General features: G+C 62.8%; 25 protein-coding genes, 1 pseudogene and 1 riboswitch. Of the genes and pseudogenes, 22 read left to right on the forward strand and 4 right to left on the reverse strand.

Annotated features, from left to right (window positions below; translation table 11 throughout):
* Window positions 1-68 precede the first annotated feature (68 nt).
* The 11 genes from metC (at window position 69) to CCA01S_RS01500 (ending at window position 10059) form a co-directional block, all read left to right on the forward strand.
* Complete coding sequence (gene metC / locus CCA01S_RS01450; protein WP_066453470.1) at window positions 69-1277, forward strand: cystathionine beta-lyase; 1209 nt, start codon at window positions 69-71, stop codon at window positions 1275-1277.
* Window positions 1278-1337: 60 nt separating this feature from the next.
* Window positions 1338-1703 carry a carboxymuconolactone decarboxylase family protein gene (locus CCA01S_RS01455; protein ID WP_066453049.1) on the forward strand — a complete coding sequence of 122 codons (366 nt, stop codon included), beginning with the start codon at window positions 1338-1340 and terminating at the stop codon, window positions 1701-1703.
* A gap of 47 nt (window positions 1704-1750) precedes the next feature.
* Window positions 1751-2551 carry a transporter substrate-binding domain-containing protein gene (locus CCA01S_RS01460; protein WP_066453051.1) on the forward strand — a complete coding sequence of 267 codons (801 nt, stop codon included), beginning with the start codon at window positions 1751-1753 and terminating at the stop codon, window positions 2549-2551.
* Between the two features lie 108 nt (window positions 2552-2659).
* Window positions 2660-3319, forward strand: coding sequence for an amino acid ABC transporter permease (locus CCA01S_RS01465; protein WP_066453052.1), 660 nt, complete (start codon window positions 2660-2662; stop codon window positions 3317-3319).
* Window positions 3320-3359: 40 nt separating this feature from the next.
* The gene (locus CCA01S_RS01470) at window positions 3360-4085 is read left to right on the forward strand and encodes an amino acid ABC transporter ATP-binding protein (protein ID WP_066453053.1); all 726 of its coding nucleotides are present in this window, start codon (window positions 3360-3362) and stop codon (window positions 4083-4085) included.
* 35 nt (window positions 4086-4120) lie between these two features.
* A complete protein-coding gene (gene yfcF, locus CCA01S_RS01475) occupies window positions 4121-4768 on the forward strand; it encodes a glutathione transferase (protein ID WP_066453058.1) in 648 nt (215 codons plus the stop codon).
* A gap of 80 nt (window positions 4769-4848) precedes the next feature.
* On the forward strand, window positions 4849-5433 hold the full coding sequence (thpR, locus tag CCA01S_RS01480) for an RNA 2',3'-cyclic phosphodiesterase (RefSeq protein ID WP_066453060.1): 585 nt from the start codon (window positions 4849-4851) through the stop codon (window positions 5431-5433).
* 129 nt (window positions 5434-5562) lie between these two features.
* Window positions 5563-7059: a MutS-related protein gene (locus CCA01S_RS01485; RefSeq protein WP_066453061.1), complete on the forward strand. Its 1497-nt coding sequence runs from the start codon at window positions 5563-5565 to the stop codon at window positions 7057-7059.
* On the forward strand, window positions 7056-8603 hold the full coding sequence (locus tag CCA01S_RS01490; protein ID WP_066453063.1) for a MutS-related protein: 1548 nt from the start codon (window positions 7056-7058) through the stop codon (window positions 8601-8603). The genes CCA01S_RS01485 and CCA01S_RS01490 overlap by 4 nt, the downstream gene beginning before the upstream one ends.
* 178 nt (window positions 8604-8781) lie before the next feature.
* Window positions 8782-9234 (forward strand): CYTH domain-containing protein, encoded by a 453-nt coding sequence (locus tag CCA01S_RS01495; protein ID WP_066453068.1) that lies wholly within the window; start codon window positions 8782-8784, stop codon window positions 9232-9234.
* A gap of 108 nt (window positions 9235-9342) precedes the next feature.
* A riboswitch (Fluoride riboswitch) is annotated at window positions 9343-9405 on the forward strand.
* Between the two features lie 312 nt (window positions 9406-9717).
* Window positions 9718-10059: a putative PII-like signaling protein gene (locus CCA01S_RS01500; protein WP_066453070.1), complete on the forward strand. Its 342-nt coding sequence runs from the start codon at window positions 9718-9720 to the stop codon at window positions 10057-10059.
* Between the two features lie 70 nt (window positions 10060-10129).
* On the opposite strand, the gene CCA01S_RS01505 is transcribed toward CCA01S_RS01500, so the two are convergent.
* The 3 genes from CCA01S_RS01505 to CCA01S_RS15935 all read right to left on the reverse strand — a co-directional run bounded on the left by CCA01S_RS01505 (window position 10130) and on the right by CCA01S_RS15935 (window position 11891).
* Complete coding sequence (locus CCA01S_RS01505; protein ID WP_066453072.1) at window positions 10130-10639, reverse strand: hypothetical protein; 510 nt, start codon at window positions 10637-10639, stop codon at window positions 10130-10132.
* Between the two features lie 123 nt (window positions 10640-10762).
* A complete protein-coding gene (locus CCA01S_RS01510) occupies window positions 10763-11584 on the reverse strand; it encodes a class I SAM-dependent methyltransferase (protein ID WP_066453074.1) in 822 nt (273 codons plus the stop codon).
* The gene (locus tag CCA01S_RS15935) at window positions 11472-11891 is read right to left on the reverse strand and encodes a Wadjet anti-phage system protein JetD domain-containing protein (protein WP_232304934.1); all 420 of its coding nucleotides are present in this window, start codon (window positions 11889-11891) and stop codon (window positions 11472-11474) included. Before CCA01S_RS15935 ends, CCA01S_RS01510 begins: the two co-directional genes overlap by 113 nt.
* Between CCA01S_RS15935 and CCA01S_RS15145 the strand changes: the two genes are divergently transcribed.
* The 4 genes from CCA01S_RS15145 to CCA01S_RS01525 all read left to right on the forward strand — a co-directional run bounded on the left by CCA01S_RS15145 (window position 11849) and on the right by CCA01S_RS01525 (window position 14031).
* Window positions 11849-12055 (forward strand): type II toxin-antitoxin system TacA family antitoxin, encoded by a 207-nt coding sequence (locus CCA01S_RS15145; protein ID WP_084386314.1) that lies wholly within the window; start codon window positions 11849-11851, stop codon window positions 12053-12055. The genes CCA01S_RS15935 and CCA01S_RS15145 overlap by 43 nt on opposite strands.
* 115 nt (window positions 12056-12170) lie before the next feature.
* Entirely contained in the window at window positions 12171-13295 is a 1125-nt protein-coding gene (locus CCA01S_RS01515; RefSeq protein ID WP_066453076.1) for a Fic family protein, read from the forward strand.
* A 276-nt stretch (window positions 13296-13571) separates the two neighbouring features.
* Window positions 13572-13730, forward strand: coding sequence for a hypothetical protein (locus CCA01S_RS16265; protein ID WP_308411243.1), 159 nt, complete (start codon window positions 13572-13574; stop codon window positions 13728-13730).
* A 4-nt stretch (window positions 13731-13734) separates the two neighbouring features.
* The gene (locus CCA01S_RS01525) at window positions 13735-14031 is read left to right on the forward strand and encodes a BrnA antitoxin family protein (protein WP_066453078.1); all 297 of its coding nucleotides are present in this window, start codon (window positions 13735-13737) and stop codon (window positions 14029-14031) included.
* Between the two features lie 48 nt (window positions 14032-14079).
* Here CCA01S_RS01525 and CCA01S_RS01530 read toward each other — a convergent pair whose 3' ends face one another.
* Complete coding sequence (locus CCA01S_RS01530) at window positions 14080-14712, reverse strand: hypothetical protein (RefSeq protein ID WP_066453081.1); 633 nt, start codon at window positions 14710-14712, stop codon at window positions 14080-14082.
* Window positions 14713-14936: 224 nt separating this feature from the next.
* Between CCA01S_RS01530 and CCA01S_RS01535 the strand changes: the two genes are divergently transcribed.
* The 7 genes and pseudogenes from CCA01S_RS01535 (at window position 14937) to CCA01S_RS01560 (ending at window position 18448) form a co-directional block, all read left to right on the forward strand.
* A complete protein-coding gene (locus tag CCA01S_RS01535; protein ID WP_066453083.1) occupies window positions 14937-15188 on the forward strand; it encodes a type II toxin-antitoxin system Phd/YefM family antitoxin in 252 nt (83 codons plus the stop codon).
* Complete coding sequence (locus CCA01S_RS01540; RefSeq protein WP_066453086.1) at window positions 15188-15499, forward strand: type II toxin-antitoxin system RelE family toxin; 312 nt, start codon at window positions 15188-15190, stop codon at window positions 15497-15499. Before CCA01S_RS01535 ends, CCA01S_RS01540 begins: the two co-directional genes overlap by 1 nt.
* Window positions 15500-15721: 222 nt before the next feature.
* Window positions 15722-16975 (forward strand): ISL3 family transposase, encoded by a 1254-nt coding sequence (locus tag CCA01S_RS01545; RefSeq protein WP_066453088.1) that lies wholly within the window; start codon window positions 15722-15724, stop codon window positions 16973-16975.
* Window positions 16976-17351: 376 nt separating this feature from the next.
* Window positions 17352-17420: pseudogene (locus CCA01S_RS16345) on the forward strand (hypothetical protein); the annotation flags it as partial.
* A 34-nt stretch (window positions 17421-17454) separates the two neighbouring features.
* Window positions 17455-17649: a hypothetical protein gene (locus CCA01S_RS01550; RefSeq protein WP_232304935.1), complete on the forward strand. Its 195-nt coding sequence runs from the start codon at window positions 17455-17457 to the stop codon at window positions 17647-17649.
* 122 nt (window positions 17650-17771) lie between these two features.
* Entirely contained in the window at window positions 17772-18029 is a 258-nt protein-coding gene (locus CCA01S_RS01555) for a prevent-host-death protein (protein ID WP_066453090.1), read from the forward strand.
* Window positions 18026-18448: a PIN domain-containing protein gene (locus CCA01S_RS01560; protein ID WP_232304936.1), complete on the forward strand. Its 423-nt coding sequence runs from the start codon at window positions 18026-18028 to the stop codon at window positions 18446-18448. The genes CCA01S_RS01555 and CCA01S_RS01560 overlap by 4 nt, the downstream gene beginning before the upstream one ends.
* Window positions 18449-18490: the final 42 nt, after the last annotated feature.

An 18490-nucleotide genomic window follows, 5' to 3' on the forward strand; every position in this document is an offset into this window, starting at 1 on the left:
GAAAATCTAGACTGTCTCCCATCATCCACCCAGGAAATCCAAACATGAACGCCCCCCTGACACGCGATATGCTCCACTCACTGGAAAAGGCGCCGGCGCACGCCGACCAGGCCGTCGAAACCTTTCTGTCGCACGGCACCCGCTCGCCCAAGGAATACGGCGGCACGGTGAACCCCCCGGTGTGCCGCGCCTCGACCATCGTCTTCGACAACATGCAGGACATGGACGCGCGCCAGGAAGCCATCGACCACGATGAGACCGGCGTGATGTGGTACGGCCGCAAGGGCACGCCCACCACGTTCGCCCTGCAGGAATCGATCGCCTACCTGGAAGGCGGCTACCGCACACTGCTCGCATCATCGGGGCTGGGCGCCTGCATCGCGGCGCTGTCGGCCTTCGTGAAGGCGGGCGACCACGTGCTGATGAGCGACAGCGTCTATGGCCCTACGCGCCACTACGCCACCGCCATTTTGTCGCGCTACGGCATCACGACCACGTTCTATGACCCGCAGATCGGCGCTGGCATCGAAGCCCTGATCCAGCCCAACACACGCGTCGTCTACGTCGAATCGCCGGGCTCGCAAACCTTCGAAATGCAGGACATCCCCGCCATCGCCGAGTGCGCCCACCGGCACGGCGCCCGTGTAGTGCTTGACAACACCTGGGCCTCGCCGCTGTACTTCAAGCCCTTCGAGCACGGCGTGGACGTCTCGGTGCAGGCCTGCACCAAGTACATCACCGGCCATTCGGATGCGCTGCTGGGCTCGATCACCACGACCCAGGACACCTGGCAAGAAGTGCGCAACCACGTCTACGCCCACGGCCTGAACGCCGGCCCGGACGACATCTATCTCGCGCTGCGCGGCCTGCGCACGCTGTCGGTGCGCCTCGAACGCCACCAGCGCAACGCGCTTGAAGTGGCCCAGTGGCTGGCCGCGCAGCCCGAAGTCGAGCAGGTGCTCTACCCCGCCCTGCCGGGGGCGCCGGGCCACGAAATCTGGAAGCGCGATTTCACCGGCGCCTCGGGCCTGATGGGGCTGGTGCTCAAGCCCTGCGCACCGCAGGCCCTGCGCGACTTCGTCGACAGCCTGGCACTCTTTCATCTGGGCTTTTCCTGGGGCGGCTTCGAAAGCATGATCATGCCGCAAGTGGACATGCCCACGCGCAACGCCTCGCAGTGGCCCTACCAAGGCCCGCTCGTGCGCCTGCACATCGGTCTGGAATCGCCCGACGACCTGATCGCCGATCTGAAAACGGGCTTCGCCCGCCTGGCCTGATTCTCACCCAGCCGCCACACCGCCGGGGCGCGCCCCGGCCCCTTTTGCAGGAAGCCGTTCATGAAGCCACACACCTACACCAGCCTGATCCAGGACGTGCGCAGCCACCTGGCCCCCTTGCGGCAAAGCCAGCCCGAGCTGATGCAGCACTTCGGCGCCCTGGGCAAGGCCGCCCTCGCCCCCGGCGCGCTCGACGCCCGCTTCAAAGAGCTGATCGCCCTGGCCATCGCCGTGGCCACGCGCTGCGACGACTGCATCGGCTTTCACACCCAGACGCTGGCCAAAATGGGCGTGGACGAGCAGGAAATCCTGGAAGTGCTGGGCGTCAACGTCTACATGGGCGGCGGCCCGTCGCTGATGTATGCCTCTCATGCCGTCTCGGCCTTCCGCGAGTTTCTGCCCGCACGGGAAACCGCCCCGGCCTGACGCCCCCCTTTTTGCACGACACACACAAAAACCCTCGGAGACAAACCATGAAACTGCATTCACTGATTCTGAACGGTGCGCTGCTGGCCGCCGCGCTGAGCGTCACGGCCCCCGCCGTCCAGGCCCAGGATCTGCTCGACAAGGTCAAGGCCAGCGGCACCTTGGTCGTGGGCCTGGAAGGCACCTACCCGCCCTTTGGCTACCGCGACAGCGCGGGCAAGCTCACGGGCTTCGACGTGGACGTGATCACGGCGGTGGCCCACCAGCTGGGCGCCAAGCCCCAGTTCGTCACGACCGAATGGAGCGGCATCATCGCCGGCCTGCAGGCGGGCAAGTTCGACGTCATCGCCAACCAGGTGTCCATCACGCCCGACCGCGAAAAGGCGCTGGACTTCAGCGTCCCCTACATCTATTCCGCCGCCCAGGTGATCCAGCGCAAGGACGACCAGACGGACTACAGCTCGCCCGCCGCCTTCAAGGACAAGAAAGTGGCCGTCGTGCTGGGCAGCAACTACGTGCCCATGGTGAAAGCCATCCCGGGAGCCATCGTCAAGACCTACCCCGGCGCCGTCGAGTTTCTCAGCGATCTGGCGGGCGGACGCCTGGACGCGGGGGTAAACGACCGCCTGCTGCTGCCCTACCTCATCCGGCAATCCAACCTGCCGCTGCGCCAGGGCGCCCTGCTGCCGGGCGAATCGACCAAGATGGGCATCCCTTTCCGCAAGGGCAACCCCGCGTTCGCCAAGGCCATCGACGCCGCCTTCCAGACGATGCGCAGCGACGGCACCCTGAAGACGCTGTCGAAGAAATGGTTCGGCGCCGACGTGACCGAAGCGCCGCAACCCTGATCGCGGGCCACCGCGCCACCGCACATTCTCCGCCACTCCCGAAGCGGGCAGGGGTTCCATCGCCGAACCCCGCCCCCTTCACCGCCCGATCTACCTAGGGAGCCGACCATGCAAGCCGTCGATCTCATCATGCACGCCTCACCCCTCTTGCTTCAGGGGGTCGTCCTGACCATTCAATTCGCCCTCGCGTCCATGGTGCTGGGCCTGATGCTCGGCATCGTGGTCGCCATCATGGGCATCAGCAGCAACCCCGTGCTCAACCGCACGGCGCGCGGCTACGTCAGCCTGATGCGCGGCACGCCGCTGCTGGTGCAGATTTTCCTGATCTACTACGGGCTGCCGGGCATCGGCATCTCGCTGGATCCGACCACCGCCGGCATTCTGGCGCTGACCGCCAACGCGGGCGCCTACCTGGCTGAAAGCATGCGCGGGGCGATCATGGGCATCAACCGCGGCCAGTGGGCCGCCGCCCACAGCCTGGGTCTGAGCTACCTGGAAACCCTGCGCTTCGTTGTCTGCCCGCAGGCGCTGCGCTTGGCGGTGCCCAGCCTGGGCAACACCCTCATCAGCCTCATCAAGGACACCTCGCTGGTGTCCGTCATCACCGTCACCGAACTGCTGCGCTCAGCGCAGGAAGTTATCGCCACCACGTTCCAGCCGCTGCCGCTGTACATCGCCGTGGCCCTCATCTACTGGGTGCTGAGCACGGCGCTGTCCTGGGGCCAGCGCCGCGTCGAAACCCGCCTGGCGCAGCCGCTGACGCGCTGACACCCGGTCATTCTTCACTGATTATGGATAGGAGTGCATCATGATTGCTCTCGAAAACGTCTCCAAGTGGTACGGTCAATTCAAAGTTCTGGACGGCTGCACCACCCAGGTGGAGAAAGGCCAGGTCGTGGTGGTGTGCGGGCCCTCGGGCTCGGGCAAGTCCACGCTCATCAAGACGGTCAACGGCCTGGAACCCTTCCAGCAAGGCCAGATTCTGGTGGACGGCATGAAAGTCGGCTGCCCCGAGGTGCGCCATTCGCAGCTGTGCATGCGGGTAGGCATGGTGTTCCAGCACTTCGAGCTGTTTCCCCACCTGTCGATCCTCGACAACCTTACCCTGGCGCAGATCCGCGTGCTCAAGCGCAAGAAGGCCGAAGCCGAAGACAAGGGCATGAAGCTGCTGGAACGCGTGGGCCTGAGGGCACACGCACAGAAATACCCCGCCCAGCTCTCGGGCGGCCAGCAGCAGCGCGTGGCCATCGCCCGCTCGCTGTCGATGGATCCGGTGGTGATGCTGTTTGACGAGCCCACCTCGGCGCTCGACCCGGAGATGGTCAATGAGGTGCTGGACGTGATGACGGAACTGGCCCAGGAAGGCATGACCATGGTGTGTGTCACGCACGAAATGGGCTTTGCCAAAAAGGTCGCCAGCCGGGTGATTTTCATGGATACCGGCAGCATCGTCGAAGACACCACCAAGGACGAGTTCTTCGAAGCGCCCAAATCGGCACGCGCGCAAGATTTCCTGAAAAAGATTCTGCACTGATTTTCCCTTCCCTCACCTCCTTTCCGGAGACCAGCATGTCGAACACAGCAGTTCTGTATACGGATCACGGTTTTGGCAGCCCCTATGCCATGTCGGCCTATGTGGCCCTGGCCGAAAAAGGCGTGGATGTCGAGCTGATCAAGGTTGACCTGGATCACGGTGCCCAGCACCGGCCCGACTACCTGGGCCTGTCCATGACCGGCAAGGTGCCCACCCTGGTGCACGACGGCTTTGCCTTGTCGGAATCGTCGGCCATCGCCGAATACATCGACGACACCTTCCAGGGGACGGCCCTCTATCCCAAGGATCGCCTGCAACGCGCCCGTGCCCGGCAGGTGCAGGCCTGGCTGCGCACCGACCTGGGCGCCATCCGCGAAGAACGCTCGTCGGGCAATCTCTTTGCCAAGCCCGCGCACGCCCTGCCCGCGCTCAGCGCCCCCGCGCGCCAGGCCGCCGACAAGCTGATCGCGGCGGCCGAACAGCTGCTGCCCGCCGGCAGCGTCAACCTCTTCGAGCACTGGAGCATCGCCGACCTGGATCTGTCGCTGATGCTCAACCGCATGGTGGCCGTGGGCGACCCGATGCCCGCCCGCCTGGTGGAATACGTGCGCCACCAATGGAGCCGCCCCTCGGTGCAACGCTGGGTGGCGCTGGATCGCACGCCCGCCACCGCCGCCGCATAAGCGGCCCGGGGGGATCGCCGCCGACAGGGGGTCGGCATGGGCATGGGTTTCGAGAATACACTGCAACTTGAGAAATGCACATGAACACCCTCCCGACACGCCCGGCGGCACAACGGCTCGCCACGCCACAGACGCGCCGCCTCTTCTTTGCCCTATGGCCGGATGCCGACATCGTGGCAGCCCTGGGCCCCTGGGCTCGCCACGCGCACGACGCCTGCGGCGGGCGCATCATGCGCCCCGACACCCTGCACCTGACCCTGGCCTTCCTGGGTTCGGTCGATGCGCAGCGCATCCCCGAGCTGGCCGAACTGGTGCGTACCTGCCCGGCGCCGGGGGGCACGGTCACGCTGGATCGGTTCGGGCGTTTTCGCGGGCCGCGCATCGTCTGGGCCGGGCCGTCGGCCACCCTGCCCTGGCTCGACACCTTGCACCGCACGCTCTGGCAAGGGCTGGCGCGGCACGGCTTTCCGGCGCCCGACGAAACCTTCCGACCTCACGTATCCCTGCTGCGCAAGGCGGACACCACCGACCTCGGCCCGCTGCCAACACCATGCCCTATCGTCTGGCACGCCAGGCGGCTGGTGCTGGTGGCCTCCACCCCGCGCGAGACGGGGTCGTACTATGAGGTGCTGGCTGAGGCACGCCTCGGCCAAAAAGGGCTGTGATCGGTGTTGCCCCGCACACTACGGCACAGTATGATTCACGTGTAGGTTCGGCGGTGGGGTTCGCCAAAGACCGCTTCTCAGGTACGAAGCCAATGACTCCTGGATGATCCGCTTACGGAGCCAGAAGCCATGAACCACACTCTCGGCATCACCACTGCCACCGCCTTGCGCGCCGCAGACACCGCCAGCGCCGGCCACGACGGCACCAGCACGGCATATGTCAGCCTGCTTTTCCCCGCCATACCAGATGGGGGGCCGCACGAGCAAAAGCCCCCCGCCTATTTTGTCGACCTGAATCTCGATCAGCTGGCCAAGACGCTGGCCGGAGACGATGACGCCTACGACCTGCTGCCGCTGCTTTATACGGCCGCACCGCGCGTCGAGACCATCACACATCGGCACGCCATCTTCCGCGATCTCGAAAAACCGCCCATACAGCAGGCGGTGGAGTCCTTTCTGCAAGGGCTTGAACAAGCCGCCGAGCAGCGCGGGCGCATGGGCAAGGCGCACCACCCGCACGAGGCCAGCCGTCGGCTGCTTGACGCGCAAAAGATCTACTGCGAAGCCGTGCGGGCGTTCGCCGGGGCGCTGCGGGCCGCGCAACCCGCGTCCGTCGGCTTCCGGAGCCTGGCCGACTATCTGGACACCTACATCCGCGGCGATGCGCTGCTGGCCCTAGAAGCTGAAACGACGGCCCTGCTCGAAGCACTGGGAACCGTCCGCTACGATGTGCTGATCCAGAGCCTGCACGTGGAAGTGAGCCGCCACCAAGACGAACCCGATTACGGCGCGGAAATCGCCCGGATGTTCGAACGGTTTCAGAGCGGGCGCGTGGCGCAGGCCACAGCGGCACCGTCGAAACCCGTGGGGCGCTGGAGGCTGGCGGAAGAACCCTGGCTCAACGCCGTGGAAGAACGCATCCTCACGCAACTTGCCATGCTCTTCCCGGCACTGTTCACACGCATCGACAGCTACGTGCGGCGCTACGCGGAGTATGCCGACGAAGTCGTCGTGCGCGTGGCGCGCGAGCTTCACTTCTTCCTGGCATACCGGCACTACATCGCACCGCTGCAGGTTGCGGGCCAACCCTTTTGCTATCCCTCCTTCGCACAGCCCGGCGAGCCGATCGCCGCCAGCGAGGCCTGCGACCTGGTGCTGGCCCATCACCTGGCAGCCAACGCAAAGCGCACCGTCAGCAACGACTTCAGACTCGACCCACCCGAGCGCCTGCTGCTGATCTCGGGGCCAAACCAAGGCGGCAAGACCACGCTGGCGCGCACCTTCGGTCAACTGCACCACTTGGCGCGCCTGGGGGTGCCGGTGTCGGCACGCTCGGCCGTGCTGCTCTGGTGGAACACCCTCTACACACATTTCGAACGGGCCGAGGACATCCACAACCTGCACGGCAAGCTCGAAGACGACCTGGTGCGCATGCACGCCATCATCACGCACTCGGATGTGCACAGCGTCGTCATCATGAACGAGGTCTTCAGCTCCACCACGACCGACGACGCGCGTTACCTGGGCGAATGCGTCCTGCGCCAGCCGCCGGACGGCAAGGCATACGCACACGCCCTTGCGGCCAAGCACCATCTCACACGCAAAGATCTGGAGGCACGGATATGAAAGTCTTGCTCATGCACGAAGACCGGGACTTCGACCCGCAGGCCACGCTGCCGGCGCAAGCCGACACCCTGACCCAGGATCTGGAACTTGACACGCTCTTCGACGCCATGGCGGACGGCGACGAATTCCTGCGCGACGTGGCCCGCTCCGCCATCCTGCAAAGCCTGGCCAGTGCCAAGGAAATCGTCCGGCGCCAGCAAGCGCTGCGCGATTGCGAGCAGCACCGGCCCGCGATCGATATGCTCTACAAGCTCGCCGTCGATACGCTGGAGGAAGAGCGCAAGCAGATGCACTTCTGGTTCCACAACAGCGCATCCGGCACGCTGTCGGAAGGCATCGGGGTTCTGACCCGCTGCCACGAACGGCTGCGGGCGCTGCGCCAGATTGCCGACGCGCAGCGGCAGGCGGGTTTCCAGTCGCTTGCGTTCGTCGAGCTTTTCGAAGCACTGCACACACAACTGGACGACGCCTACCTGGCCGAAATCGCCCGGCACCTGGAGGAACTGCGCTTCAAATACGGCACGTATGCAAGCGCCCAGTTGGGAGACGGCAACAAGAGCTTTGACTGGGTGCTGCACAGGGTGCCCCAGGAGCGGCGCGGTTTCTGGAACCACTGGCTCATGCACCAGCCGGAAATCCACGCGTTTGACATCGCCCCGCGCGACGAGGCCGGCGGCAACGCCCTGGAAGCGGTGCGCAACCGGGCGCTGGACGTCGCCGCCCAGGCAGTTGGCCAGGCGGCCCGGCAGGTGCTCGCATTCTTCAGCCAGCTGCGCATCGAGCTCGCGTTCTACCAAGGAGCGCTCAACCTCAAGGACGCGCTGCAAGCGCACGGCATGACCATGTGCTACCCCGAGCCTTCCGCCAGCGCGGGGCATTCCTACGAAGCAGAGGATCTCTACGACCCCTGCCTGTGCCTGACCAAGCAGGCCGCCGTCTCGGGCAATGACGTGGCGGCGCGCGGCATCGATCTCATTTTCGTCACGGGTGCCAACCAGGGCGGCAAATCGACCTTTCTGCGCAGCATGGGAGTCGCGCAGCTCCTGCTGCAGGCAGGGTTGTACGCACCCGCGAAAACCCTCGCGGCAGACCCCTGCAGCGGCCTGTTCACGCACTACAAGCGCGAAGAGGACACTCACATGGAAAGCGGCAAATTCGACGAAGAGCTCGTACGCATGGACGCCATCGTGGATCACATCACGCCCGGCGGGATGATGCTGTTCAACGAATCATTTGCCGCCACCAACGAGCACGAAGGCGCCGACATCGCCGCCGAGATCATCGAAGTCCTGCTCGAAAAGCGCGTCAAGGTGGTATTCGTGACCCACTTCTACGAGCTGCCGCTGCACTTTGCGACCCCCGCGCACGACAACATCCTGTTTCTTGCGGCCGAACGCGCCGAAGACGGTACGCGCAGCCACCGCATCCGCCCCGGCGAACCGCCCAGGACGGCATACGGACGGGATCTTTATGCGCGCATCTTCGAAAAATCGGCTACCCCCACGGTCTATCGACCACATGGGCCGACGCGTCCTGCGTCCTGAAACAACTGGCTGCAATCCCGTTTTTTCATCAGTTCCATCCCGGCAGGTGGCACAATGGCGCCACCTGCACCGGAATCACGACACAGCACGCGAGGATTAAAAGATGGCCCAGACGTCATCCCCACGATGTTCGTGGCACCTGCCCAGGCCGGAGCACGGGCGCCCGCAGTGAGCGATCATGCACAAAGAAATCGAACGTAAATTCCTGGTATCGGACGCCAGTTTCCTGTCCGGACACGATGTCCGCCACACCCATTTCGCACAGGCTTATCTCGCGCCGGAAGCGCTGCGCTACGCGTTCAAGCCCGATGGCGGAAACTACGAGTTTCGTGTCTGCTTCAGCGAGGGCTCCCTCGGCACATTGTTGACGACACAGGTGCCCGCGGAGGACTACGCCACGCTACAGGAAATCCTGTACACCAGGGACGGCGGGCCGAAAGTCATGCCGCGCGTGCGCATCCTCGACGACGAGGGCCAACTGAAGGGCCTGATCACCGCGGAAGTGGAATTCTCGGCAAACGAGGATCCCGGAAAGCTGGAACTTCCCGACTGGGTGGGGCCCGACGTAAGCGAGGACATCACCTATTCCAACGCCTGGCTGGCGGAATTCGGGCTCAAAGGCTCGAGATGACTCTCTGGAGAGACTGCCCGGACGCCCCCAGGGCAAGCCCCAGGCTTCTTCAGGCGGCAAACACGAACGGCACTTGTCACCGATATCCGCGTCGTGTATTCTGCGGCTGCAGCACCCGGAGATGACATCCTCCTGAACCGCCGTCATACGGCTGATGATGTCTGGCAATACCCAAGACCTGTTTCGCCTGTACGGGCCGGTTTCGGGTATGGTGGCCACCGGGGGCATCACTGCGTCACACAAGCTCTCTGGTGGTTCTTCGGCACGAAACGCTCAAGGATCGTCATGGGCTCCAGACAGCCTCTCACGGCAACGCTCAGTTGCCCTCAATCCGTATCAGACGGCGGCTTTGCCCGCCTGCCGGGGCGCACCCGGCTTGGACGTCATCCATATTCGAAAACCGTACGATCCGCTATTCAAGCCGGCCTTCGTCGCCTGAGACCATGCGCATTCCAAGTTTCGCTCACCACTTAGGAAACGAAAATGAAAAAAGGCTATGAAATCCTCTTTATGGCGCCACGCTCGCAGCGCCACAAAGGCAAACCCACACTCGACGCAGTCATCGAAATCGCCAGGCAGCACAATATCCACCGATACACGCGCCGGGTCGACACCGAGAGCATCGGCCGGGATGGGCGGGCGCACGCGGCGCACTTCTTCGAGTTGGTCGACGAGCCCGAAGAACTGCTGTTCGTGCTGGGTGCCCACCGGGCCAACGAGCTGCTCCAGGCCCTGGAGGCCGAACGGATGCACGTATTCTGCGTGCGCCGCACCATCGACTTCGGCCACCTCGACGAATCCGGGCCCGACGAGCAGCACCCCTGAGCACCCGGCCAGCGAGGCGCCACGCGACCAATCGGGCAACGCATATCTACAGGAGATCCAGAGCTAAACACTAAGCGAATGGGCGGCAGGGCTTGTTGCCGTCGCTATGGCCAATGAGCTTGTAGGCTTTTCCGTTCCAGCGCACGAGCGGAAAGCACATGCCTGGCCCGCCAATGAGGATGTCGGGCCAGCCATCGACACCCTTGGTCTTGCGCAAGTCGGGGATGCCGATCGCGTTGATCATCTGCTTCCAGCTGCCATCCGGTTTCTGCGTCACGATCCAGAACGCCTGCCCGGTATTGCCATAACAGAACACCCCGCCCTCGGTGATGATGACGTCCGGGCGGCCATCGCCGTTGATGTCTTTGCGGTCGGTGATCGTGGCTGGATCGTAAATGCCTTTCGGGTCGTCATTACCGTCATTGCAGCCGCTTTCCCAGTGGCCTTTGACCTGCTTCAGGCCGGCCGCCTGGAAAATCGCGGCGTCCTGCGCCGATGCATCCGCTGCGACAGCCGCGGACACAGCCCCCACGAGGCCAGCGACCGCCACCCAGAGGGCGGCTGTTCCATGTTTACCCATGTTGCTCTCCTGGTTATTCCAGCGGTTTCGATGCTAGCACCGCGAGCAGCCTGTGGCGAGCAGCAGCAAACCACCGGTTTTCAGCAAGGGGCGCCAGCCCTGCGTACTGGCGCGAATCTGGATTCAGGCCGCCTTCGTGGTGACGACGACTTCCAGGTATTCTCCGGGCACGACGAGCGAAGCATCGCCGCTTTGATTGGCGCCACGCAGCAACTCGAGAATCTCTTGTGCCAGCGCCTGCTGCCGCTCGGGGGCGAGCGAGGCAAGCACTTTGTGGGTCGGGCCATAGCAGGCCTCGAAGACCTCCAGCCAGTGCTCTGGCGAGCGGTAGCGAAACATGAAATTGCGCGCTTGAAGCTGTAGCGCGTGACCAGCGAACAGCGCCTGCAGGCCTTCGGCCGTACCCCAGCGGGTGGATGGCTTGAGCCCCGGCACAGGGGTCGCATACTGGGCGACGAGCTTGAGCAGCCTGCCGATGAATCCGCCGGGCGTCCAGTTTGCCAGGCCGATGCGCCCACCAGGCACCACCACGCGGGCCAGTTCGGCGGCGGCCTGTTCCTGATTGGGAGCGAACATGACGCCAAACGTGGAGAGCACGACGTCGTAGCTGCCATCGGCAAAAGGCAGCGCCTCGACATCCGCCTCTTGAAACGCGACGGGCAGGCGCTCTGCCGCGGCCCGCAGCCTGCCCTGCTCCAGCCACTCGGACACATAGTCGGTCGAGGTGACGTCGGCAAAGCGTCGCGCAGCGGCCAGCGTGGCATTGCCATTGCCGGCGGCCACGTCGAGCACGCGGCTGCCCGCGCGCAAATCCACGGCCTCGCACAGGTTTTCACCCACGATTTGCAGCGTGGTGCCAATGACCGCATAGTCGCCTGAAGCCCACACGGCGTGCTGGCGCTGCTTGATGGCCTGGTAATCCAGGCCGGAGGTTCCGGTCAGCATGGTTGTCTCCTTCGATGGATTGCGCGGCGGGCCTGTCCATCGCCCGGTCGCACCCGGATCCATACTCCGTACGTTCAATCATGCGCCTGGCATACCAGCCCCGCCAGCGGTTTTTTGGGGGGTATCGGGCGCGAGTGCCCCCACCCCATCGGACGCGTGCCCGCCGCGTTATCATCAAATTGGCCGGGTACGGCCCACCGTTGCCCCCCTGCGCCAGGGCGCGGGTGCCCTCGTCCATGAGCACGGATTGCAACCCTGGAATATATGAACGAGCCCGATGCAGAATGGCAAATCCATGGGTATCCAAATACTGCCTATCAAGCCGTCGAGCAGGCCTTGCGCGATCAGCGGTTGATCCTGGTATCAGGAAGCCAGTACCAGGCGATTCTGGACATACTGGATCGGCCAGAGTCTGACAACCCGGGTTTGCCTGATCTGTTTTCTCGCCACCCCGTCTGGGCCAATCCATGAACTTGTCCGCACCGCAACCGCTACCAGTAGCGGTGCGGCAAAAAAACACCTCTATCACCGCATAATATGCGGCGGATAACTTGTACTTACGGAGAATGCGGCCCATAATCTCCGCATGAAAAGCGGTAATTACACCTATATCTGGCAGGCCAGCGACTGGCCAAGTTGGCGCTATGGCCTGGCTGCCCTGGCCCAGTCGTTGACCGACGTCAGCCGCGCCCAGGGTCTGCTGATGGGACGACTGGCCGATGTCGGAATGGCTCTGCGCGACCAAGCCAGCCTGTCGGTGCTGACCGAGGACGTCATCAAGACCAGCGAGATCGAGGGCGAACAGCTCAACATCGAGTCTGTGCGCTCCTCCGTCGCCCGTCGCCTCGGCGTCGACATCGGTGCACTGGCCCCGGTAGACCGTCACGTCGAGGGCGTGGTCGACATGGTGCTCGACGCTACTGCCAACTGCAATGCTCCGGTCACCCGGGATCGCTTGTTCGGGTGGCACGCAGCACTCTTCCCCACTGGCTACTCGGGCCTTGTCCGGATCAATGTGGGCGGCTGGCGTGACGATGCCACAGGCCCCATGCAGGTGGTCTCTGGCCCGATGGGGCGCCAACACGTGCATTTCGAAGCGCCGCCGGCCGATCGACTTCAATTCGAGACCGACCGCTTCATCAACTGGGCCAATAGCGCGTCGAGCGCGCCGCCGCTGATCAAGGCCGGGCTTGCGCACTTGTGGTTCGTCACGTTGCACCCATTCGATGACGGCAACGGCCGTATCGCACGCGCCGTCGGCGACCTGTTCCTGGCCCGCGCCGATGGCAGCCCCCAGCGTTTCTACAGCCTGTCGGCGCAGATCCAGCGAGAGCGCAAGGCCTACTATGACGTCCTGGAGCGCACCCAGAAGCAATCACTCGATGTCACCGAGTGGCTCGCCTGGTTTTTAGAAACCCTGCATCGCGCCGTCCATCAGGCGCAGCACACGGCCGACGCCGTGCTGGCCAAGACGCGGTTCTGGCAGCACTGGGCGACAACACCGCTGAACGAGCGGCAGGTGAAGCTGGTCAACCGGCTACTTGATGGCTTCGAGGGCAAGCTTACCAGCAGCAAATGGGCGGCGATCGCCAAGTGTTCGCCGGACACCGCGCTACGAGACATCACTGAACTGCTGGCCCGTGGCGTCCTGCGGAAATCAGACGCAAGGGGCCGCAGCACCAGCTACGAGCTGAAAGACCCGCCAGGGTAGGCCGACCATGTCATCTGCCATTTCTTGCGCACCATTAAAAAGGCCCGCCGAAGCGAGCCTTGATATCGGTTGATTGTATTAACAATCAATTCTTGCTTTCTCAATTTATCGTTAGTACAATCAATTCATGCTTACCGTCATCGAAACCCCGATGTTCCGGCGATACGCAGCCTCGGTCTGGGGTGACGACGAGCGCGAGGCATTCATCGACTGGATTGCGCAGAACCCGGAAGCCGGAGACGTTATCCCTGGCGCTACGCCACTGCGCAAGGTTCGATGGGCCGTGCCAGTAGTGGTAAGCGCGGCGGCGTGCGAGTCATCTACTACACGACGCTGGCCGATGGAACGATCAGCCTGCTGATCGTGTATCCCAAGTCAACCACCGACAATCTTTCTCAAGCGTTCCTGAAGGAACTGCGAAAACTCGTGGAGTGACACCATGCCCAAGACCAACGAACTGAGCCAATTTGAGCGTGACCTGCTGGAGTCCGTCCGGCAGGCAAAGGCCGGCGAGCATGCCCGCGTACACTCACCTGAGGAAATTCAGGCCCGGCGCCGTGGTCGGCCCGCCGGCTCCACTGCTGCCGTCCATAAGGTTCCCACCACCATCCGGTTTGATCCGGACGTCCTGGAAGGGCTACGCGCCACCGGCCGAGGGTGGCAAACCCGCGCCAATGACGCGCTGCGAGAGTGGCTGCGTGTCCACCACGTGATGAATGTAAGGCACTCAGGCTAGCACAAGGCCGATGTGCTGAACAAGGCCGTAGGGTCTTGGGTGCTCGGGTCAGTACTCGACGCCTTGCGAGACGGCATACCGGCCCGATAGGGCACCTTGCGCCCCTGTTCGTTGCGCCACAAAAGCTAGCGGTCGCGGGCGATCAGCTCGGACGGCATCGCCTCTAATATCAGTTGCCCCGGTTTTATCGGGCTGGATAAAAGTTTCCCGCCATCGCTCACCCCTTTCATCCAGCACCGTGGCGAGACGGCGCAGATAATCCCGCTCGGATGCCTCAGCCACCTTTGCCACCTCCAGGGCACCGGCAGGCAACAGGCCCTCGATAGCACCGCACAACAGGGTGCGCAAGACGTGCGCGGGCATGGCCTCAGCCTCCACCGTGCGCTTTACCTGCAGGGATCGCTTGTCGCCCGCCTTGCGCGGTTTCTCGGGAAGGTCGTAGGTTTCAATCTGGTCGGGATTGATGCCGATGCGCGTGAATTTCAGCTCAATATCGCCACGCAGACGGCGGCGTAGCTCACGCTCCAGCGACACGTCGATCAGGACGCCTGCCGGGTCATAGTCACCGATGTACAGGATTTGCAGCGGCCTGGCATCATCCTCAGCATTGCGCTGTTCAGCCGCAGAGTGCGCGAAGGACAAGGATGAAAACCCGCCGCAGGGAAAGAGACTGACGGCCAATTCACGGCAATCCGCCTGCCTTCAAACGTGGCATTTGCCATCAGGTGCATAGTCAGCTTGTCAACCTGCTTTTTCGCATCAAGGTCTACGCCTTCCAGCAGGCCATCTTGCGCCGCCTGTGCCATCCGCCTGGCCTTGGCGAGCTTCACCCTCGGGTTGGGGCAGCGCACAGGCCCGAAGCGGGGTAAAATAGGTCTAAATTTAGCCCTATTTGGAGGGTCGATATGGAAAATATCCATAGTTTGCTGACGGTCAGCATCTCGGAGTTCAAGCAAAACCCCGGGAAGGTGGTTGAAGAAGCGCAGGGCCAGCCGGTCGCGGTGCTAAATCATAACCGTCCCGCGTTCTACACAGTCTCGCCGGAACTGATGGCTCAGATGGCCGAGCTGTACGACGAGCACCAGCTGTCAACGCTGGTGGAGTCTCGCCTGAAGTCGGTAGACCGTTCGGTCAAAGTCAACCTTGATGACCTGTGATGGCGCACGACCTGCGGTTCGTGCCCGAGGCACTTGAGGACTGGGCAGACCTCGACGGTTCAATCAAGGCGCATTTCAAGACGGCGCTGAAAAAGCGATTGGAGACGCCACGGGTGCCGGGCGCTGAACTGCGCGCGCCGCTCGTCGATTGCTACAAAATCAAGCTGCGTGGTGTCGGTTACCGGCTGGTCTATCTGGTCCGTGATGGCGAGAGCCCGCCAGACATAGTCGTACTTGCGGTTGGCCGCCGAGACGGCGGCATCTATGAAGCGGCGGCTGCAGCTTGGGAGGAAGGTCGGCACCTTTCCTAAAAAGCCGGGGTGCGGATAAACTCCGGTTGGCTACATTGGATATTTCCGATGAACAAAAGGCCGGATCGTGAACCAAATCCACGCAGCGACCGGTTTTGCGCCCGACATGGGCCCTCACACCCACGCAAAAAAAGGCTCTCTTCCGTTTCGTGTGGAAAGGTCTGTACCTGATGGGAGCTTTGGCAGGAGAATGTGCTGCAACGCAAAAGAGAAGGAGCAGCCATGTCTGGAGCCGAAGCCGTCTTCACGCAAGCCCTGGGTCTTACGCCACCGTGGGAAGTCGAACGGGTGGAGCTCAAGCCCGAGCAAAGCCGTATCGACATGTTCATCATCTACAGCAGCAATGTGGGGCAGTGTCCAGTATGTGGCGCCAAGGACCAACCCGTGCATGACCACCGCGCACGCACCTGGCAGCACTTGCACTTCTTTCAGTTCGAGGCCTTCGTGCATTGTGATGCACCACGGATAGCCTGCACGAACTGCAGCAAGACCACGCAGGTCGGCGTTCCCTGGGCGCGGCCTGGCAGCCACTTCACGCTGATGTTTGAAGCCTTGGCGCTGGCGCTTGCGCGTGAGATGCCGGTGGCGGTCTGCGCGAAGACCTTGGGATGTTCTCAGAACGCGCTGTGGCGCCTGATCGACGCCCATACCACCCGCGCTCGTGCGCGGGAATCCCACGCTGGGGTCCGCGAGCTTGGCATCGATGAGACGGCCTGTCGCAGAGGCCATGACTATGTGACGCTGGTGCATGATCTGGCCGAACGCAGGCTGCTCTTTGCAACGCCCGGCCGTGGTGCACAGACGCTGGCCCGCGCGGCCAGCGACCTTCGAGCACATGGCGGGGATCCGGATGCTATCGAACTCATCTGCATGGATATGTCGGGGGGCTTCAAGAAAGGTGCCGCCCTGTATCTGCCAAACGCTGCGATTGCATTTGATCGCTTCCATGTGATCCAGCTCGCCAATGCTGCAGTCGATGAGGTGCGCCGGGAGGAAGCCACCTATGAGCCGCATCTGCGCCGTACGCGCTGGATCTGGCTCAAGGACACGCGGCACTGGAATCAGGATCAGGGTGCTCAGGCCCGAAGGCTCAACGCCATGCGACTGCAGACCGCCAGGGCCTGGCGGGTCAAGGAGGCCTTGCGTGACATCTACCGTCGCAGACCTGCCACCGATCAGGCGGCCAGCGAGCTGAGCCGCTGGATGAGTTGGGCCAGGCGCTGCAGGCTTGAACCTATGAAGCGTCTGGCTGCCACGATCAAGGCGCACTGGGCGGGTGTTCTGCACGCCTTTGGTGCCGCCCACCGACACACGGGCTATGTGGAGGCCGTCAACAGCCTGGTACAGGCAGCCAAGGCTCGGGCCCGTGGCTACGCCACCACCAGCCACTTTATTGCCATGTGCTATCTGATCGCTGGCAAGCTCAGGCATCTTCCTTCAAACCCCTACACCGCTGCACTGCAGCATACTGGTTGATGGGCATCTTTTCCACACAGAACGTGAGAGAGCCCAAAAAAAGGGGTGCTTCTTTCGGGAAGCACCCCTTTTGCATGAAACCCAACTCTGGTTTCCTACCACACTTTTGCGATAAAGCATAATGCGGCACTTCGTGAAATAAAGCATAAGCTGGCAATAGTGCCAACTTATGCTCAACTCCACACCCGGAGATCTTCCGGGCCTTGAAAGCTGGTGGAGTCGGGGGAATTGAACCCCCGTTCTTTACTGTATTTATGCGGCTTTTCAGGCACAGCGTGGCGTAATCGTGTCATTCTGGCCGAAACACTACGCTGACGCCGTACATTCACGACCACATTCTTTAGTCGCTGGATAGCCGCTCTCGCAAGGAATCCTCATGAACGAACCCCTCTCCGAGGTCATCCGCATCCGGGTGACTCCGTCGCATGCTGCGCGCCTGGGCGAAGCAGCAGCCCTGTCCGGGCTGTCGCTGTCCAACTATGTCCGTCGCCGCCTGGAGGCTGACGACACCCTCCCTGCAGGAGGAACTGACGCTGTTGCGCCAGATCGTGGCCGACCTGGGCCAGTTGCGGGATACGCGCATGGCTGCTGTCGAGACGGTTCACCTGGTGCGGGCCATGGCCAAGCCTGAACAAATAGCAATCGCCGAGAAACGCCTGATCGGGCCATCCTGACAAGGCCGACATCGGTGGCCCCATCATCTGCTCCCACTCCCTCCTTCCTCACTATACAAAGCAAGCTTGAGTCGATAAAATGTGTACACACAGATTCACAAATGATGTAGGAGGACTCCATCATGGAAGCGACCAAGGTAGGCATTAGGGAATTCCGGACGGACTTGGCTGAACTCATTTCATCAGGCAACCCCATCGCCGTCACCCGCCATGGGCAAACGGTCGGTTACTTCATCCCGACACGCAGCCAGGATGCTGCGGAGTTAGAAGCATTGAGGCAAGCCAGCGAGGCCCTGGAGACCATGCTGGCCGAGCACAAAGTGGCCGCCGACGACATCATCGCCGACTACAAAAAGGCACGCCGAAAAGGATCGCGATGATGCAGGCAAGAACGATTGTTCTGGACGCCAATATTCTGATTCGCGCCATCCTGGGCACACGGGTGCGCCAATTGATTCTGGATCACGCCACGGCCGCCCAATTCTTTGCGCCCGATGTGGCATACGCGGATGCAAGAACCTACCTGCCTGCACTGCTTCAAAAGCGCGGGATGCCAGACGGGCCATTGATGGAAGTCCTGGATAGGCTTGAAGCCGTCGTCCGTCCGCTGACAGCAGAAATTTATGCACCTTACAGGGACCAGGCACTTGACCGCATCGCCACGCGGGATGCCAACGACTGGCCTATCCTGGCATGCGCCATGGCCCTGAACTGCCCAATATGGACTGAAGATGCTGATTTCTTCGGTGCTGGCGTCGCAACCTGGACCAGCGACAGGGTTGCAATTTACCTGTCCTGACCCTCTCTTTCTGTCCTGACCCATCTGTGGTCTGACCTCTTC

Source organism: Castellaniella caeni NBRC 101664 (assembly GCF_001592225.1).
Taxonomy (GTDB): domain Bacteria; phylum Pseudomonadota; class Gammaproteobacteria; order Burkholderiales; family Burkholderiaceae_B; genus Castellaniella; species Castellaniella caeni.

Coding starts and splice junctions, on each gene's coding strand:
- CCA01S_RS16265 (WP_308411243.1), top strand. CDS start 13,572: ATGGGCCGTGCCAGTAGTGGTAAGCGCGGCGGCGTGCGAGTCATCTAC.
- CCA01S_RS01505 (WP_066453072.1), bottom strand. CDS start 10,639: ATGGGTAAACATGGAACAGCCGCCCTCTGGGTGGCGGTCGCTGGCCTC.
- CCA01S_RS01460 (WP_066453051.1), top strand. CDS start 1,751: ATGAAACTGCATTCACTGATTCTGAACGGTGCGCTGCTGGCCGCCGCG.
- thpR (WP_066453060.1), top strand. CDS start 4,849: ATGAACACCCTCCCGACACGCCCGGCGGCACAACGGCTCGCCACGCCA.
- CCA01S_RS01470 (WP_066453053.1), top strand. CDS start 3,360: ATGATTGCTCTCGAAAACGTCTCCAAGTGGTACGGTCAATTCAAAGTT.
- CCA01S_RS01490 (WP_066453063.1), top strand. CDS start 7,056: ATGAAAGTCTTGCTCATGCACGAAGACCGGGACTTCGACCCGCAGGCC.
- CCA01S_RS01540 (WP_066453086.1), top strand. CDS start 15,188: ATGGCGCACGACCTGCGGTTCGTGCCCGAGGCACTTGAGGACTGGGCA.
- CCA01S_RS01555 (WP_066453090.1), top strand. CDS start 17,772: ATGGAAGCGACCAAGGTAGGCATTAGGGAATTCCGGACGGACTTGGCT.
- metC (WP_066453470.1), top strand. CDS start 69: ATGCTCCACTCACTGGAAAAGGCGCCGGCGCACGCCGACCAGGCCGTC.
- yfcF (WP_066453058.1), top strand. CDS start 4,121: ATGTCGAACACAGCAGTTCTGTATACGGATCACGGTTTTGGCAGCCCC.
- CCA01S_RS01495 (WP_066453068.1), top strand. CDS start 8,782: ATGCACAAAGAAATCGAACGTAAATTCCTGGTATCGGACGCCAGTTTC.
- CCA01S_RS01515 (WP_066453076.1), top strand. CDS start 12,171: ATGAAAAGCGGTAATTACACCTATATCTGGCAGGCCAGCGACTGGCCA.
- CCA01S_RS01550 (WP_232304935.1), top strand. CDS start 17,455: ATGTCCGTCGCCGCCTGGAGGCTGACGACACCCTCCCTGCAGGAGGAA.
- CCA01S_RS01455 (WP_066453049.1), top strand. CDS start 1,338: ATGAAGCCACACACCTACACCAGCCTGATCCAGGACGTGCGCAGCCAC.
- CCA01S_RS01525 (WP_066453078.1), top strand. CDS start 13,735: ATGCCCAAGACCAACGAACTGAGCCAATTTGAGCGTGACCTGCTGGAG.
- CCA01S_RS15145 (WP_084386314.1), top strand. CDS start 11,849: ATGAACGAGCCCGATGCAGAATGGCAAATCCATGGGTATCCAAATACT.
- CCA01S_RS01545 (WP_066453088.1), top strand. CDS start 15,722: ATGTCTGGAGCCGAAGCCGTCTTCACGCAAGCCCTGGGTCTTACGCCA.
- CCA01S_RS01465 (WP_066453052.1), top strand. CDS start 2,660: ATGCAAGCCGTCGATCTCATCATGCACGCCTCACCCCTCTTGCTTCAG.
- CCA01S_RS01560 (WP_232304936.1), top strand. CDS start 18,026: ATGATGCAGGCAAGAACGATTGTTCTGGACGCCAATATTCTGATTCGC.
- CCA01S_RS01535 (WP_066453083.1), top strand. CDS start 14,937: ATGGAAAATATCCATAGTTTGCTGACGGTCAGCATCTCGGAGTTCAAG.
- CCA01S_RS01485 (WP_066453061.1), top strand. CDS start 5,563: ATGAACCACACTCTCGGCATCACCACTGCCACCGCCTTGCGCGCCGCA.
- CCA01S_RS01510 (WP_066453074.1), bottom strand. CDS start 11,584: ATGCTGACCGGAACCTCCGGCCTGGATTACCAGGCCATCAAGCAGCGC.
- CCA01S_RS01500 (WP_066453070.1), top strand. CDS start 9,718: ATGAAAAAAGGCTATGAAATCCTCTTTATGGCGCCACGCTCGCAGCGC.